Source organism: Bradyrhizobium stylosanthis (assembly GCF_001641335.1).
Lineage (GTDB): Bacteria > Pseudomonadota > Alphaproteobacteria > Rhizobiales > Xanthobacteraceae > Bradyrhizobium > Bradyrhizobium stylosanthis.
On the sequence record NZ_LVEM01000003.1, the window covers coordinates 1 to 15,576 of the forward strand.

General features: G+C 66.3%; 11 protein-coding genes. 1 reads left to right on the top strand and 10 read right to left on the bottom strand.

The window, feature by feature from the left end:
• Positions 1-919: DUF1522 domain-containing protein (locus tag A7X65_RS19865; protein WP_156527916.1), on the bottom strand; the 919-nt coding region annotated here is incomplete at its 3' end.
• A 322-nt stretch (positions 920-1,241) separates the two neighbouring features.
• On the opposite strand from A7X65_RS19865, the gene flbT reads away from it, so the two are divergent.
• A complete protein-coding gene (flbT, locus tag A7X65_RS19870; RefSeq protein WP_063687851.1) occupies positions 1,242-1,682 on the top strand; it encodes a flagellar biosynthesis repressor FlbT in 441 nt (146 codons plus the stop codon).
• An 89-nt stretch (positions 1,683-1,771) separates the two neighbouring features.
• Here the strand turns inward: flbT and A7X65_RS19875 are convergent, their stop codons facing one another.
• From A7X65_RS19875 to A7X65_RS19915, 9 genes are all read right to left on the bottom strand, one after another.
• Positions 1,772-3,268 carry a pyridoxal phosphate-dependent decarboxylase family protein gene (locus A7X65_RS19875; protein ID WP_063687853.1) on the bottom strand — a complete coding sequence of 499 codons (1,497 nt, stop codon included), beginning with the start codon at positions 3,266-3,268 and terminating at the stop codon, positions 1,772-1,774.
• Positions 3,265-4,509: an ATP-grasp domain-containing protein gene (locus tag A7X65_RS19880; RefSeq protein WP_063687855.1), complete on the bottom strand. Its 1,245-nt coding sequence runs from the start codon at positions 4,507-4,509 to the stop codon at positions 3,265-3,267. The genes A7X65_RS19875 and A7X65_RS19880 overlap by 4 nt, the downstream gene beginning before the upstream one ends.
• Position 4,510: 1 nt before the next feature.
• Positions 4,511-6,136 (bottom strand): hypothetical protein, encoded by a 1,626-nt coding sequence (locus tag A7X65_RS19885; RefSeq protein WP_063687857.1) that lies wholly within the window; start codon positions 6,134-6,136, stop codon positions 4,511-4,513.
• A gap of 10 nt (positions 6,137-6,146) precedes the next feature.
• On the bottom strand, positions 6,147-6,929 hold the full coding sequence (locus A7X65_RS19890; protein ID WP_063687859.1) for a methylenetetrahydrofolate reductase: 783 nt from the start codon (positions 6,927-6,929) through the stop codon (positions 6,147-6,149).
• A 71-nt stretch (positions 6,930-7,000) separates the two neighbouring features.
• Positions 7,001-8,884, bottom strand: a complete 1,884-nt coding sequence (locus tag A7X65_RS19895) for a flagellin family protein (protein WP_063687861.1) — start codon at positions 8,882-8,884, stop codon at positions 7,001-7,003.
• A 21-nt stretch (positions 8,885-8,905) separates the two neighbouring features.
• Positions 8,906-10,789: a flagellar hook-associated protein FlgK gene (flgK, locus tag A7X65_RS19900; RefSeq protein WP_063687863.1), complete on the bottom strand. Its 1,884-nt coding sequence runs from the start codon at positions 10,787-10,789 to the stop codon at positions 8,906-8,908.
• A 34-nt stretch (positions 10,790-10,823) separates the two neighbouring features.
• A complete protein-coding gene (locus A7X65_RS19905; RefSeq protein ID WP_063687865.1) occupies positions 10,824-13,100 on the bottom strand; it encodes a flagellar hook-basal body complex protein in 2,277 nt (758 codons plus the stop codon).
• 245 nt (positions 13,101-13,345) lie between these two features.
• The gene (gene msrB / locus A7X65_RS19910; protein WP_063687867.1) at positions 13,346-13,858 is read right to left on the bottom strand and encodes a peptide-methionine (R)-S-oxide reductase MsrB; all 513 of its coding nucleotides are present in this window, start codon (positions 13,856-13,858) and stop codon (positions 13,346-13,348) included.
• A gap of 87 nt (positions 13,859-13,945) precedes the next feature.
• Entirely contained in the window at positions 13,946-15,415 is a 1,470-nt protein-coding gene (locus A7X65_RS19915; protein WP_063687869.1) for an NAD(P)/FAD-dependent oxidoreductase, read from the bottom strand.
• Positions 15,416-15,576: the final 161 nt, after the last annotated feature.

Here is a 15,576-nt window from a genome sequence, read left to right on the forward strand (position 1 = left end):
GGGTCACCTTGCCTGTACCGGCACTGCTCGACGGCGTCTGGTTGACGCTGTTGGTGATCGTCGCAGCACCTGCGGTGATGGACGCCGTATCCACGCCGCTGGCCAGATCGATCGCGGTCAAGAGATCGTCGGCGGTCGCAAGCGTCGACGCCGTGCCGGTGCTGCCCAGATAGACGGTGGTGTTGCCGCTACCGTCGGTGACGAGGTGGCCGTTGGCGCTCAGGCCCGAACCGGTCGGAACCGCGGTCGATGCCGGAGCGACGCCGGCGCGGAACGTGATGGTCTTGCCGTTCACGGTCAGCGTGTCGCCGTCGGAGGGCTGGGCGACGCCGGCAAGGCCGCTGGCGCTCGTGCCGTTGGTGGCGATCAGGGTGATGGTGCCGCCGAGGAGCGTGGTGCCGCCCGCGCCGGTCGTTGCCGCCGTGCCCGTGAAGGCACCGATCGTGGCGCCGAGCGTCGTGGTGCCGTTCGCCGCCGTGGTGCCGCCGGCCGTGCCGTTATAGAGCACGTTGCTGCTTGCGGTTGCGCTGGCGAAGCTCGTGGTGCCGCGCAGGTCCGCCGCCGTCGCACCGGAGATCGTGGTGGAGACGTTGGACTTGGTGGAGTAGCCGACGGTGGTCTGCAGCGCCTGGTTGGCAATCGACTTCGCGGAGTCGATCAGCTTCTGCAGCGAGGTGATGCCGGTGTTGGCAGCCTGCAGCACCTGCACGCCGTTGGCGATGCCATCGAGCAGGTTGTTGATGTCGCTGGCGCGGTTGTCGAGCGACTGGGCGGTGAAGAAGTTGGTGGGATTGTCCAGGGCCGAGTTGACGCTCTTGCCGGTCGACAGACGGTTCTGCGTGGTGGCGAGAAGATCAGCGGTGGACTGGAGAGAGAGCAGGTTCTGACGAACCGACGAGGAGAGGACGATACCTGACATAACTCTGTTACCTTTCTGGTAAACGACGCTACTGTTACGCGTCTGCTCGGATCGAGATGGACCCGGCGACCGTCGGACCCTGGCGCCGAGACCTCTAACGAAACATGAAATGAAATCGGCGCTTTCGCGCAGTCGGCGCGTGATTCGGCCGGCCCAGTCGCCGCCGGCGCTGCACCGCCAGGCAAATCCGACGTTGATATGATTGATCTTTTCCGCCCGAATGCCGGCGATTTAGAACTCGTTAACTAATGTTGAGGGAGTATTGCACCCTGATCCGCCGCAACTCACGCTCGGTTACGAAAGCGTTGATGGAGAACAGGCAATGGCTCTCAAGGTCGAGCTCAAACCGCACGAACGCATCATCGTCGGCAATTCCGTGATCACCAACACGGACCAGCGCGCTCGTCTGCTGATCGACGGTGAGAACGTGCCGATCCTGCGCGAGCGCGACATCCTCACGCCCGAGACCGCCGATACGCCCGCCAAGCTCGTCTACCTGGCGGTCCAGCTCATGTACATCTCGCCGGATCCGCAGACCCAGCACGGCACCTATTTCAACCTGGTGCGCGACATCGTCACCGCGGTGCCGAGCTCCTGGCCGATCATCGAAGGCATCAACAACAACATCCTGAACGGCGACCTCTACCGGGCGCTGAAGGAGGCCCGCAAGCTGATCGCCTATGAAGAGAAGCTGCGCAACCAGTTCGAGGCCACTCATCCCAAGGTGGAAGCGGTCAAGGACGACGTCAGCACCGCCGCCTGACAACGGTCCGCGCGGGCGACCAGGCTCCGCAAACGACAACGGCCCCGGATCGCCTCCGGGGCCGTTGTCGTTTTCGATCCTGCGTCGCGCTATTGCGCCACGAGCGGCGGCGCCTCGACGTCGATCACGCCCCCGCTCCGCCGTTCGCCGAACTCCAGCACGGCCGCGACCAGCGCATCGATATCGGTCTCGCTGGTGCGGTGATTGACGATCGCGGCGCGGATCGCGAACCTGCCGTTCAGCGTCGTGCCCGAGGGCGCGGCGATTCCTGACTCCTGAATGTCGGCGACGATCTCGCGGTTGACCGCATCGCCCGTGCGATAGCGGAAGCAGACGATGTTGAGATTCACCGGCGCCAGCAATTCCAGCCGCGGCTCGGCCAGCACGCGCGTCTCCAGATATTTCGCCAGCGCGCAGCTTCGCGCGATCACCCTGCCCAAGCGGTCGGTGCCGTAGGTCTTCAGCGTGAACCAGGTCTTCAACGCCCGGAAGCCGCGCGACAGGTCGGGACCGAGATCGCAGGGCCAGACCGTGCCCGCCGCAAGTCCCCTCGCCTCGCGGCTCAGATAGGCCGCAGGCTGCGCGAACGCCTGCCGGTGCTGTTCGCCGTCGCGCACCAGCAGGAAGCCGGCGTCATAGGGCACCTGTCCCCATTTGTGGAAGTCGAGCGCAATGGAGTCGGCGAGCTCGATGCCGCCAAGCAATGGCGCAAGTTCGGGAGAGAACATCGCGAGCGCGCCAAAAGCGCCGTCGACGTGGAACCAGATTCCTTCTTCGCGGCACAGCTCCGCGACGGCCCTGAGATCGTCGATCGCGCCGATATCGACCGTTCCGGCGGAAGCGACGACGAGGAATGGCTTGAAACCGACCTCGCGGTCGACGGCGATCTGCATGCGCAGCGCGGCGACGTCGATGCGATGATCGGCATCGACGCCGATCTTGCGCAGCGCATCGGTCCCGAGCCCCGCGATGTCCATCGCCCGGGAGACGCAGCCATGCGCGGCCTGCGAGGTATAGGCCGTGAGCAGCGCGCCGTCATTGCCGATGCCGTATTGCCGCGCCGGCATGCCGAGCGCAGATGTGCGCGCCACCAGCACCGCCATCAGATTGGCCATCGACGTGCCCGTGACGAAGATGCCGCTCGCGCTCTCGGGGAACGCGAACAGGCGGCGCATCCAGTCGACAATCTGGCGCTCGACCTCGATCGGCATGTGGTCGCGCCCGCCGAGATTGGCGTTGAGGCCGGCGGCGAGCATCTCGGCGAGCATCCCGACCGCGGTGCCGCCGCCATGCACCCAGCCCATGAAGCCGGGATGAACGTTGCCGGTCGCGTAAGGCGCGACATGCTCGGCGAACTCGCGATAAACATCGGCGAGATCGCTTGCCTCGCGCGGCACGTCGGACTTGATGGCCGCGCGGACCTCATCGGGAATCGGTTGCCAGACCGGGCGCGCACGCACGTTGGCAATGCCGTCGATCGCCTCGTCCAGCATGCGATGGGCAAGCGTGCGGAATTCGCTCCAGTCCTGCGGATCGAGCGACGTCTGCGCGAGCGAGCTTTGCGTGTTGCGGATGATCTCGTTCATGCCGCGCTCCCCTCGCCCGCTGCGTGCCGCGACAGCATCGCCGTGAACGCGGCAAATATCTTGCGCATCTGCGGCGGCTTGTACGGAAACACGGCGGGCGGATCCATGTTGTGCACGACGGCGGTGTTGTCGGCCTCGAACACCAGCAACTCGCCATCCTGGTTCTCGGCGCAGTCGACGATGAAATAGTCGAGGCCGACGCGCCTGCTCATCTCGTCGAGCGGATCCTTGTGACGCGCCGCGAAGTCATGATCGAAGTCCTGCATGAAGATGGCTTCTTCAGCGCGCTTCTCTTCACTGAACGCCATGTAGGCGTTGAGATACCAGATGTCCCAACGGTCCGCGATCGCCATGTGGCAGGCATAAGGCTTGCCGTCGACCATGGTGAGCCGGATCTTGCGAAAGAGCCCGTCGGGGCTCGCGTAGTTGACGAAGCGGGCGACGAAGAAGTCCTGCTCCTGCCGCTCGGCAAGGTAGGCTTTGAGCGCGGCCGCGTCGTCGATCTTCGCAAGCCCGACGCCGGCATGCGTGCCGCGTGGCCGCACGATCATTGGAAAGTGCAATTCGCCTGTGATCTCCGCGCAAGCGATCTGCCCCTCCGAGAGAGCCATCAACTGCGCACGGGTCGCGTTGGCGGTCACGGGAATATCGAGACCGGGAATATCAGCGAGCAACCGATAGAGCTTGTCGCGATCGAGATTGCCGATGAGCTCGGGGCGATTGAGCAGCGGCCGCGGCCAGCGCGGCGCGGCCTGCGCGATGACGGCCAGCGCCTCGCGGCATTCCTCGGAATCGGAGGCGACCACGATGGCCACGTCATGATCGGGCAATGTCTCGGGCAGGCCGACGCCCTTGATCACATAGAGCGTCAGCAGCTCGATGTCGGAGCCTTCGAGCAGGAACTCGATCGGGGTGTTGCCCCCCATGTCGATATCGGCCGCGAGCGCGAGCACGCGCAGGCGCGGTTTCGGCAGCCCGCACGGCGTGCGAAACAATTGATGGAAGGCGAGCACCTCGGTCTGGATCACGAGGCCGGCCTCCTTCTCGCCGAGAAGCTGCGCGATCAGCGACAGGTCGAGGCCCTCGCCCGCCTCCGCAATCCCGTCCGCGATCCGAGCCAAAAGCCGCTCGCGCAGCGGATGCAGGTCGCCACCCTCGAAGGCATGGCGCGTCAACTGCGCAAAGCCGATACGGTCGGAATAGGCTGGCGCGGTGACAGGCGCGGAATCGGAATGCAGCATCTTAGGCCTCGAGCACAAACTTCCGCGGCGCAGCCGTGGCACTGTTGAGCAGCAGCTCGATCTTCACCAGCACATGGGCGATGCGATCGAGGATATGCTGCAGATTGCGTTGCGATTGCGTGGCGTCCGCCGACCAGGCTTCCGTCACCAGCCGCGCGCCGACGCACAGCCGCAGCACGCCTTGCGGGTTGCCGTCCGCCCGCTCGAGCCGGACGGACTGACCGACGAGGCAGCGTTGCGCGGCAACCTGCCGGTCCGCCGCGCTGCCGTCGATGTCCTCGTTCATGTCGCGCGCGAGAGCACGATGCACGGCGCTGGTGTCGGCGATCGAAACCGGCTGCCCGTCACGGAGCAGCGTGAATGGAAAGATCGTGGCGGCCGCGAATTCCTCGTCGTCCGCGCCGGCCGACACCGATGGGTTCGGAACGGCTTGAAGCGACGGCGACAGCGCGATCATGCTGTCGATGCCGGCGGCGAGCTCGGAGAGCGCCCTGGCGCGGAATGCGCCGGGCACGGCGTAGTAGCTGCCGATCTCCGCAAGAGCGGCCTCCCAGCGCAGCCATTGGCCGAAATTCGGCCGGCGCTCGAAGCGCGAGCGCAGCGCCGTCCAGGCCATCGGCCAGTCGCAGCGGCCGGCATAGTCGAAGATACCTGGCGCGATCGCGCCGATCCGGTCGATCGACCGCGACAGGCCCTTCGGCACCAGCAGCGCGCCGCTGAAGGCGGGACCGCCGAAGAATTTGGAGCCTGTCGTCAGCACCATGTAGCCGCGGTCGAGATAGGAGCGCAGCCGGCGGCGGCCGAGCCGCGCCTGGCAGGCATCGACGACGACCTGAACCTTGCGCGGCCAGCGCCGCGCGATCTCATCGAGGCAGGCAGCACTCGGCGCGCGCCAGCCGAGTTTTGACGAATCCATGATGTGAAGGAGAACGCACCGGCCTTGCGCGAGGCTGTCCTCGACTGCACGCATTACTGCAGCATCTGCGTCCGCACGCATCGCGATGCCGGGTGCCGCGGCGTCGAGCAGCGGCACCGCGATGCTGTCGCCGGCAAGCCCGACCACGGCACCGTCCTTGCGCACCGCAAGGCCGCTCGCCGTCAGCGTGCTGAAATGGCGCCCGCCCGCGGTATGGGCCGTGCCGCTGCCGGTCTGGTCGGCGCCGACCACGATCGTCACCGGCGGGGCGCCGAGCACCGCGCGCGCCAGGAACAGCGCGTGAAGCTGGGAGTCGGTGCCCGATGGCGAGAACACGATGTCGACCCGCGGCGAAAGCTGCAGATGCCCGCGCAGCGCCTCGCGCATGCCCTCGCAGCGCGCGTCGAAGGCGACCTCGACCTCGTCGAACAGGCATTTGTGCATCAGCTCTTCGCGTGCCAGCGCGGCGCGGTCGTAGGCGAACTGCGAGATCGTGGACGCGGTCGACGAGGCGAAATTCCAGATCTCCGGCTCCGGCGAGGCCGCGCAGCCATAGGCGTTGACGCGATCCCTGGCGTCGAGCGTCAGGCGCGGATCGCCGCCCGAGACCAGAAGCGTGTCCAGCGGCGTGAAGAGATCGCGCAGGCGATAGCGCGAGCCGCCCTCGGACGCCCGCTCGATGTCTGGCAGACGGGATGCGCCGGTGCTCATCCCGGATGGCTCACGCCGCGTCGGCCGCCGCCGCGGGCGCCGGCGCGAATTGCGAGGCGATGTCGCCGTGGAACACCGACGGACCGACATGGTCGAGCGAGCTCTGGATGTCGGCCCAAATCTCCCCGCCGATATCGGTCCAGCGCTTGCAGAAGGCGAAGTCCTCGGAGAGATAGGTGCCGGTCGCGGGGTCGATCATGCATTCGAACAGCGCGAACCGGTTCTGGCTCGCGGCCAGCGTATCGTGCGAGTGCTCGCGGAAGAACTGCAGGTTCGCATAGTCCGGATGGCGGCACATCGCCTCCAGCACGTGGCGGCGGATCATCAGGAAGCCGGTGCCGGCGTAGCGCACGCGGGTAAAGCCGTTGACCACCACGATGCGGTCGGGGTCCTCGATCTCCAGCACGTAGTCGAGCGAGGCCGCCGGCACGTCGGTGCGGCCGGACTGGACCGCCCGCCTTGCCTTGTCCCAGTTCACCCGCTTGATGGGATAACAGCCCGCGACGACGTCGGCGCCGCATTCGATCAGGCGGAACACCTGCTCCGGCTTGAAGCCGATATCGGCGTCGATGAACAGGAAATGCGTCGCGTCGGGATCGTCCAGGAACATCGCGGCCGGATTGGCCCGTGCTCGCGTGATCAGCGCGTCGCCGTCGCGCAGGAGCACCTTGAGCTCGAGATTGGACATGCCGTGGACGGCGCGCTGGAGCGCGAAGATCGAGCTCGCATAGATGCTCGACACCTGCCCGCCGAAGCAAGGCGTCGCCACCACCAGCTGCATTCTGTCAGACATCGCCCGCTCCGCCCCGCTGCAATCCTCACCAAGAGGTAAACAGGCATGGTTAACGGCGTCTTAACGCATCCTTACAGGAACTTGACGAGCGAGAGCTGCGCCAGGTTCGAGGTCACCTGGTAGGACGCCTGCAACGCGTTCTGGAGCGCCAGGATCTCGCTCGCGACCTGGTCGGGCGAGGCCGATTCCGCCTGGTCGACGATGCTCTGGAGCTGCGCCTTGGCCTGGGTCTGGCGTGTGCTCGCATCCTTCATCGTGTTCTGGGCCATCGCGATGTCGGTCTGGATGTCCTCGATGCGCTGCTGGCCGGGCTGCGAGGTCAACGCCTGCGTCACCCGCTGGCTCAGCGCCGAGACCTGCCCGCCCGAATACTGCCCGGTCGGCGAGGTCGAGAACGTCCCGAACACGGCGATCGCCTGCAGCTGCCGGCGGATTGCGTCCTCGTCGGCCTGCGCGCCGTACTGCACCGTGACGGAATCGTCGACCCGCGCCACCGCCGTGGAGCGCGCCGAGCCTGGCCCGTCATTGCCGAGGTACCATTTCACTGTGGTGGCGGAGCCGTTGACCAGCGTCGTCGCCGAGCTCGCCGGCGAGGAGCCGACGCGCAGCGGCGGCTGCGTCGCGGTCACCGGCGTCGCGCTGAAGCCGAGCGAGCCGAGCGCGGCGGGATTGGAGCTCGTGATGCTCAGGCTCGCCGCATCGTCGGTGTTGATGGTGATCGCGCCGCCGTGCACGGTCGACGGCTTCGACGTCCCCGTGATCGCGTCGATCTTGCTCAGGAGGGTCTGGATGCTGTCGGTGACGTTGATCTGGTTGCCGGTCGCGCCCGAGGCGACGAAGCTGAGCGTGGTGCCGTTGACGGTGATGGTGTCGCCGGCGGCAAAGCCCGGCGAGATCGAGTCCGACGGGCCCGTACCGGACAGCGCCGTCGCACCGCTGATCGGCGCGGCCGGCGCGGCCTGGTTGGTCTTGGGCATGCCTATCGCGGAGCTCGCGGTATTGAAGAAATTGTCGCCGGCGGTCACGGCGGAGGCCGCCACCAGCGAGGTGTTCGAGAGCTTCTTGATCGCCGTGTTCAGCGCCGTGTTGAGATTGGCCGCGGTGTTGTTCGGATTGACCGGCACGCTCGCGTCGATCGCGAAGCTGCCGAGCGGCGTCGGCGTCGCCGAGGACGCGGTCAGGTCGATCTGCTCGGTGGTGCCGTCCGGCAGCGTGAACTGGATGCTCAGCTTGTCGCCGTTGCTCGGGTTGTTGCCGTTGAGATCGACGGAGAACGACACCGGCGAGCCGCTCGGGCCGGTGACGGTCGCGCCGGTCAGGGTCGAGGACACCGCCTTGATCTTGAGCCCGAACGGCGAGCCGGCGACGTCTTCCGACACCTGCACCGAGCTCGGCGTCGGCTGCGTCTGCACCAGCCGCCCCATGCCGTTGGCCCCGAGGTCGGCGGCCTGGCGTTCCGCCATCACGGTCTTGAAGCCGGCCTGCGTCGTGGTGCCGTTGATGATGTCGCCGGCGTCAGCGACCGACTGCGTGTTGACCGCCGTTCCCGAGAACAGATAGCGGTTGCCCGACTGGGTGTTGAGCACGCCGACCATCGAGCCGAACTGCGCCGCGGCGGTGTTCTGCGCGATCGTCTGTCCGTTGACGTTGAGATCCTGCGCGGTGTTGGCCGAGCCGGTCTGCACCGTGTTGCGGATCGTCGTCAGCGCCTGCAGCGCGGTGTTGGCGAGGTTGATGTTGACGTTCACGTTGGTGATCGTGTCGGTATAGGCGGAGATGTTGGAGAGCTGCGCGCGCGAGGCGATCGCGAAGCCCTCGTTGGTGCCCATCCCGGAATAGTTCTGCGACAGCTTGCCGGTCGAGAGCTGCGTCGACAGGTCGGTGAGCTGCTGATTGATGTTGCGGATCTGCGAGCCGAGAACCGACGACGAGTAGTTGATACTGCTGATCGACATCTTTCAGAGCCCTGTTACTTGTTACACTTGAGCCTGGATCAACGTGTTCATCATGCTCTGCACCACCGACATGACGTGGGCGTTGGCGGCGTAGGCATTCTGCAGCTGGATCAGGTTCGACATCTCCGAGTCCAGATTGACCTTGGAGGTCGAGTCGAACTTGGCCTGCAGCGTCGAGACCACGACGCTCTGGCCCTGCTGCAACTGGGTCGCCTGGGTCGAGGCGTTGGCCTGGACGCTCAGGAACTGCTGCAAATAGTTCGAGACGCTGCCGGTGAAGGGCTGGTTCGCCGAGCCGAGGCCGGTCGTCGGCGAATAGGAGAACACCGCATTGGTGAGCTGCGAATAGAGATAGTCCGAGCGCGTGGTGTCGCCCGCGGGCGTCACCGGCGAGGTGTTGTAGACCGACAGCCGCGTGGGATCGGCGACGAGCTGGGTGTTCACGGCGATGCGTCCGGCAAGGCCGGTCATCTGCGAGCCCGAGGCCGTGATCGCGCCGGTATAGAGCGCCTGCCCGCCGTCGGTGAACACCGCCAGTTGCGGGCTGCCCGAGGCCAGCGACGAGATCGTCTTGGACGTCGAGGCCGAATTGACCTTGGCAAGGCCGCTATTGTCGTCGGTCACCCGCAGCGTCGTGGCCGTCGCCGGCAACGGTGCGGCGGAGAACGACAGATGCGAGCCCGCCAGCGCGGTGTTGAGCGCGGAGGCGATCGCGCCCATGCCGCCGGAGAAGTTCACGCCCACCCGCATCGGATTGGCGTTGGTGGCGTTCTGCAGCGGCAGCGCCGTTGGATCGGTCACGTTGACAAGCGTGACCTGCCGCTGGGTGTTGGTCGCAGCATCCGTATAGGTGATGTTGACCGTGTTGCCCGGCAGCGCGCCGGCGAGGTCCAGGTCGAAGCCGGCCGGCGGGCCGGAGACCGTGGAGCCGGCCGTGGTCTTGTCCGACAGCGCGCTCGACATCGTGGCGGCGAGCTGGTCGAGCTGGGTCTGCGCCTGCACCAGCGTCTGGTCGCGCAGCTTGAGGTCGGCCGCGATCTGGCCCGACGAGACCACATTGTTGGCGACGACGTCGACCTTCGAGCCGTTCGGCAGCACGATGTTGAAGGCGCCGACGCCGGACTTGGCCGGGTCGGTGTTGTAGAGCGAGGTCGCCGACAGCGCGCCGGCGGAGGCAAAGGAGAATTGCGAGGCGAGCCCGGCGCCGACCAGCTGGATGCCGGTCGTGGTGTAGATGTTGGCCTGGTTCGAGCCGTCGGTGGTGACGCGGACGTCGACATATTTCGACAGCGTGTTGATGGCCTGGTCGCGCTGGTCCATCAGCGTCGCGGCCGAGGGGTCGTTGGCCGACAGACCCTGCAGCTTGGTGTTGATGTCGGCGACCTTCTGCATCGCCGCGTTGGCGGCTGCCGCCGAGGTGCCGAGATCTTGCTCGACGTTGGAGCGCAGCGACTGGACGCCCTTGGTGGCGACGTTGAGCTGCTGCGCCAGCGCCTGTGCCGCGCCCAGCGCGACGGTCTGCGCCGACGAGGCACCCGAGCTCGTCGACAGCGCCTGCAGCGCCGTGGTGAACTTGTTCAGCGCGCTTTCGAGCGTGCCGTCATTGCCGGGCGTGCCGTAGACACTCTGAAGCTGCTTCAGAATGTTGGCCATCTGGTCGGCGTAACCGCCGCCGCCGGTCTCGGTGCGCAGCTGGTTCAGCACATAGGTGTCGAGCTCCCGGCTGACGCCGGTCGTCATCGCCGTCGAGCCGAAATCGCCGGTGGTGACCTCGATCTGGTTCGCCGTCTGGACGACGTAGCCCGGCGTCTGCGCATTCGCGACGTTCGAGGAGACGATCGAGAGCGCGGCCTGGTTGGCACGCAGGCCGCTCATCGCACTGGCGAGGGCTGAACTCAAACCCATGTCACTAGCCGCCTTTGGTTACGTTACGCGCCGATCAGCGCAACACGTTCAGAAGGTCCTGCACCATCGAATTCGCGGTCGTGATCACCTTGGTGTTGGCCGAATAGGCCTGCTGGGTCACGATCAGCTTGGTGAACTCGTCGGCGATGTCGGTGTTCGAGCCTTCCAGCGACGAGCCGCTGATGGTGCCCGAAGCGCCGTCGATCGCAGGGCCCGACTGCTCGGTCGCGGCATAGGCGCCGCCATCGAGCGCCTTGAGGTAGTTGGTGCCGTTGAAGTGCGACAGCGAGACCTGCGCGAGGTCGAGGTTCTGGCCGTTGGAGAAGGTACCGACCACGAGGCCGTTGTTGTTGACGGCGACCGAGCGGAGCTGGCCGGCGGCGTAGCCGTTCTGGGTGATGGTGTTGATCGTCACCGCGCCGCTGGTGCTGGCATATTGCGTCAGGCCGCCCTGAGAGATGTTGAAAGCGAGCGAGCCGAGCGACTGACCGCCGACGGTGACATTGTTGATGGTGACGCCCGACGTGCTCGGCGAGGTCAGCGACCCGTCGGCGGCGAAGGTGAAGGCCTGCCCGGTATTGACCCAGCCGACCGTCGTACCCGTCGCATTCGGATCGGTCTGATAGAACAGGTTCCAGGTGTCGGAATGGCCGGTGCCCAGCGAGGCGCTGTCGGTCTTGGCCCAGCGCAGCTGCAGGTTCACCGGCGTACCGGCGGCGTTGTAGGCGGTGACCGCACCGCCGCTGATCGATTCCTTGGTGAACGTGGCGATGTCGTTGCCGATCACGCCGCCGGTGCCGGCTGTGCCGCCGCCGCCGCGGTTCTTGGAGACGGACGAGGTGAAGCCGAGCGCAGCGAAGGCGCTGCTGTTGTTGCTGGTCACCGTGAGGGTGGGATTGGCAATACCGGTGTTCAGGGTGATCACGCCGTTGCTGATCGAGGAACCGCTCGCACCGCTGAGCGTGTCGATCTGGGTGAGCAGGGTCGCGATGGAGTCGGTAATGTTGATCTGGTTCGGAGGGGTAGCGCCGGAGGCCACGAAGGTGATCGTATTGGCAGGTCCCGTGCCGTTGACCTGGATCGTGTTGCCGACCACGAAGGGCGTCGACAGGACTTCCGCCCCGCCGGGCTGCGCGGTGCCGCCGAGCTGTGTGCCACTCGTGATCGCAGGGGTGGACAGCACGTTGCCGCCGCGCGTCACGCTGCTGACGCCGAGCAAGCCTGCCGCAGTGCCGCCGATCGTGACGTCGGCCGTGGTGCTGGATGTGATCTGGATGTTACCGCTTGCGTTGATCGTCACGTTGGCGGCGGGAACGCCCGCTCCTGCAGCGATCTCGTTGAGGACGTCCTGCATCGTCGAGGTGGTTGGCGACTTCAGACCGATCGTGGTGACGACTGGGGGGCCTGCGGCCGTCGAAGTGTTCGAGACGGTGTTGTCGAAGTTGACGATCCGGCCGTTGACCGTCAATTGCTTGCCGGCGAGGTTGGTGAGCAGACTGGTGTTGAGATGCGTGCCCGAGCCGGAATCGAGTGACGTCGCGCCAGTTGCCACCGCCGACGCGCTGTCCAGCAGCGCCACCGTGCCGGTCGCGGTCGTCGCGGTATAGGCCGAGCGCAGATTGCCGGTCGCCGCTGCGCCGGAGACCGTCGCATTCGTATAGGGCGGCGGCGGCGTGCCGACGATCAGCGGGTTGGCGGCGAAATCGGACGGGTTCAGGCCGCCGGCCGCGAGCAGCGTGCCGGTCGCGGCGGTCGAGCTCGCCGCCGTGTTCGGGACGCTCGGCAGGTTCGCGGCGTACTGGATCGAGGTCGTCGCCTGGGCCGGAATGAAGTTGTTCTGGAATTTCAGGACGGTCGCGACGTTGCCGGTCGGATTGCCGGTCTTCGGGTCGACCGTGGTGCCCATCAGATAATAGCCGGCGCCGTTGACCAGGTTGCCGTTGGCATTGAGCTGGAAGTCGCCGCGGCGGGTGTAATAGGTGACGCCGCTGAACACGGGGACGTTGTCGACGACGCCGGTGGCCTTCTGGATCGAGAAGAAGCCGTCGCCGGTGATCGCCATGTTGGTGGCAACCGTGGAGCCGGAGATCGTGCCCTGCGTGGTGATGGTGGCCTTGGCGTTGGCGGTCACGCCGCCCGCGACCTGCTTGCTCGGCACCGAGGAGTCGGGAATGAGATCGACGAAGCTGGTGCCGATGCCCTTGTAACCGGTGGTGGATGAGTTCGCGATGTTGCCGGAAATGTTCTGCAGCGCGTAGGACTGCGCCTGCAGGCCACCCACCGAGGTGTTCATTGCATCGAAGATACCCATAACTTTGTCTCCAGATCCGATCTCGGCGGCCGGTCGACCATGGCCGCAGTCGGAAGAGACAGTCGCAAGGGCTATGCCAATGCGGGTATTCTCACGAAATCAATGACTTAATAAAAAGGCCCCGGTCCGATGACCGGGGCACAATTGCCGGGACCGGCAACAATTGCCGGGAAACATCGTCGTTCCCAGGCGATGCAAGGCATCGAACTCCGGTGCGCAATTGCGCACCTGAGAACCTCAATCCATCACGTCGCCGACGCCGCCGCCGGGTGGAAAACCAACCCGAAACCGTCGATGCAGTAGCGCAGCCCGGTCGGCTTCGGACCGTCGTCGAAGACATGGCCGAGATGGCCGCCGCAGCGCCGGCAATGCACCTCGGTGCGGAGCATGCCGTAGGTGCGGTCCTCGGTCTTGCCGACATTGCCCTCGATCGGCTGATAGAAGCTCGGCCAGCCCGTGCCGCTCTCGAACTTGGTGTCGGACGCGAACAGCGGCAGGTCGCAGCCGGCGCAGGCGAACACGCCCTTGCGGTGCTCCTTGAGCAGCGGGCTGGAGCCCGGCCGCTCGGTGCCGTGATTGCGCAGGATCTCATATTGCTGCGGCGTGAGCTGGGCCCTCCACTCGGCCTCCGTCTTGGTCACCTCGAACTTTTCCGCGGCCTTTTCGCCGGCTGCGGCCGGGGATCCCGTCAGCCAGCGGAAGGCCGAAAGGCCGAACAGGCCGGCGACAGTCGTAAGCAGGATGCGGCGGTCAAACATCTCATTCTCCGTGCGCGGGGAGTCCACGCCCTGAGATACGGGCTCTAACGGCCGACGTTACACTTCCGGGCGGAATTTTTCGCGGGTCTATTGCGAGACGGCATCATCCCGCGGAGCTGGTTCCGTCTCCCCGTGGACGCTCTGGGCCGCCTGGGCCGGCCGTGACGGCAGCCGCGGTCGCACGCCGGGCGGCGGACGGCGCGGACCGGTGCCGGCGGCCCGGTTGGCTTCGGCAAGACGCGCCTCGCGCTCCCGGTCCTTGACCCTGGCTCGCTCGCGGTAACGGGCAAGCGAGCCCGCGGCGGCGGAACTCGCCCTGCCCCAGATCCCGACCAGCTGGCCGGCGACACGGCCCGTGGCGCCGCCCGCCCACACCAGCTCGAACGGCGAGAACAGCTTCCAGCGCTCGTCGCCCCACAGGATGCTGCGCGCGATCAGCTGTCCGGCCATGGCCGAGGTGTTCATGCCCTGGCGGCCGAACCCGCTCGCCACCCACAGGCCTTTGCGCAACTGGCCGATCTGCGGCATGCCGTGCACGGTCTGGCCGGTGGCGCCGCCGAACATGTCGGTGATCTCGACGTTCCCGAGCTGCGGGAAGATGCTGCGGATCCGCCGCTTGACGCTGCCTGCAAAGCGCTGCGGACGCGCGGCCCAGGTGGTCTCGGGGCTTTCCCACATCAGGCGGTCGCCATCGACGATGCGGAAATGGTCGACCCCGTCGGAATCCATCACCGCCCCCTTGAAGCCGATGATCTCGTGCACGCGCTCGCCGAGCGGCGCGGTGATGCCGGCGTAGCGCGAGACCGGCAGCAGCGTCTCGGACAGCCGTCGCAACGGCGCGCCGAGATGGATGTTGCCGGCCAGCACGATATGAGTTGCGCGCAGCCGCGCCGACGGCGTGACGATGCGCTTGCGGATGCCGGAATGATCGATGCTGACGACCGGCGTATCCTCGAAGATGCGGGCCCCTGCCCGCCGCGCCAGCGCCGCAAGGCCGTGCACGTATTTGCGCCCGTCGACCTGGAACGCTTTGGGATAATACACCCCGTGGAAATAGTGATCGGTCTTGAGCAGCGCGCGGACGCGATCGACCTGCCAGCCCTCGACCTCGGTGTCGAAATCCTCGTTCAGCATCTGCAGCCGGCTGATCAGCCGGTCGCCGGCATCGACGTTGGAGACCTCCAGCACGCCATCGCTCGGAGCGATACCCGGCATGTTCTCCTCGGTGGCGTTGGCGCGGACGAACTCGGCCCCCTCCCGCGACAGCGCCCATAATTCGCGGGCGTCCTCGAAGCCGATGCGCTCGATCAGCTCGGCGAGCGGCAGCGCAAAGCCCGGCATCACGGTGCCGAGCTGGTTGCCGGAGGCGTTCCAGCCGATATGGCGGCCCTCGAGCACGGCGACGCTGGCCCCGAGCCGGGCCGCCTCCAGCGCGATGGAGAGCCCCGCAAGCCCGGCCCCGATCACGCAGATATCGGCGTCGATATCGAACGACAGCCGCACGCGCTCGCGAAAGCCGGCTTCTTCCTGGGACACGCTTGTGAAAGTCTCGCTCATGTCGTTTTCTTAGAGCATGATCCGGAAAACTGTGCAGCGGTTTTCCCAAGGATCATGCCCAAAAAACAGGAATTTAAAGCGCGATGTGGATTGCCCTAATCTGATCGCGCGTTAAAGGACGGTGCGGGCGCTTGTCACCTTGTCCTCAACGGGCGCCTGTA

Bases quoted from the DNA above. Each gene is read 5' to 3' on its own strand.
- A7X65_RS19895 (WP_063687861.1), bottom strand. From the start codon at position 8,884: ATGTCGATCAGCAGTATCAACTACTCGTCGTCGGTTCTCGGCTCGCAG.
- flbT (WP_063687851.1), top strand. From the start codon at position 1,242: ATGGCTCTCAAGGTCGAGCTCAAACCGCACGAACGCATCATCGTCGGC.
- A7X65_RS19915 (WP_063687869.1), bottom strand. From the start codon at position 15,415: ATGAGCGAGACTTTCACAAGCGTGTCCCAGGAAGAAGCCGGCTTTCGC.
- A7X65_RS19905 (WP_063687865.1), bottom strand. From the start codon at position 13,100: ATGGGTATCTTCGATGCAATGAACACCTCGGTGGGTGGCCTGCAGGCG.
- A7X65_RS19890 (WP_063687859.1), bottom strand. From the start codon at position 6,929: ATGTCTGACAGAATGCAGCTGGTGGTGGCGACGCCTTGCTTCGGCGGG.
- msrB (WP_063687867.1), bottom strand. From the start codon at position 13,858: ATGTTTGACCGCCGCATCCTGCTTACGACTGTCGCCGGCCTGTTCGGC.
- A7X65_RS19885 (WP_063687857.1), bottom strand. From the start codon at position 6,136: ATGAGCACCGGCGCATCCCGTCTGCCAGACATCGAGCGGGCGTCCGAG.
- A7X65_RS19875 (WP_063687853.1), bottom strand. From the start codon at position 3,268: ATGAACGAGATCATCCGCAACACGCAAAGCTCGCTCGCGCAGACGTCG.
- A7X65_RS19880 (WP_063687855.1), bottom strand. From the start codon at position 4,509: ATGCTGCATTCCGATTCCGCGCCTGTCACCGCGCCAGCCTATTCCGAC.
- flgK (WP_063687863.1), bottom strand. From the start codon at position 10,789: ATGGGTTTGAGTTCAGCCCTCGCCAGTGCGATGAGCGGCCTGCGTGCC.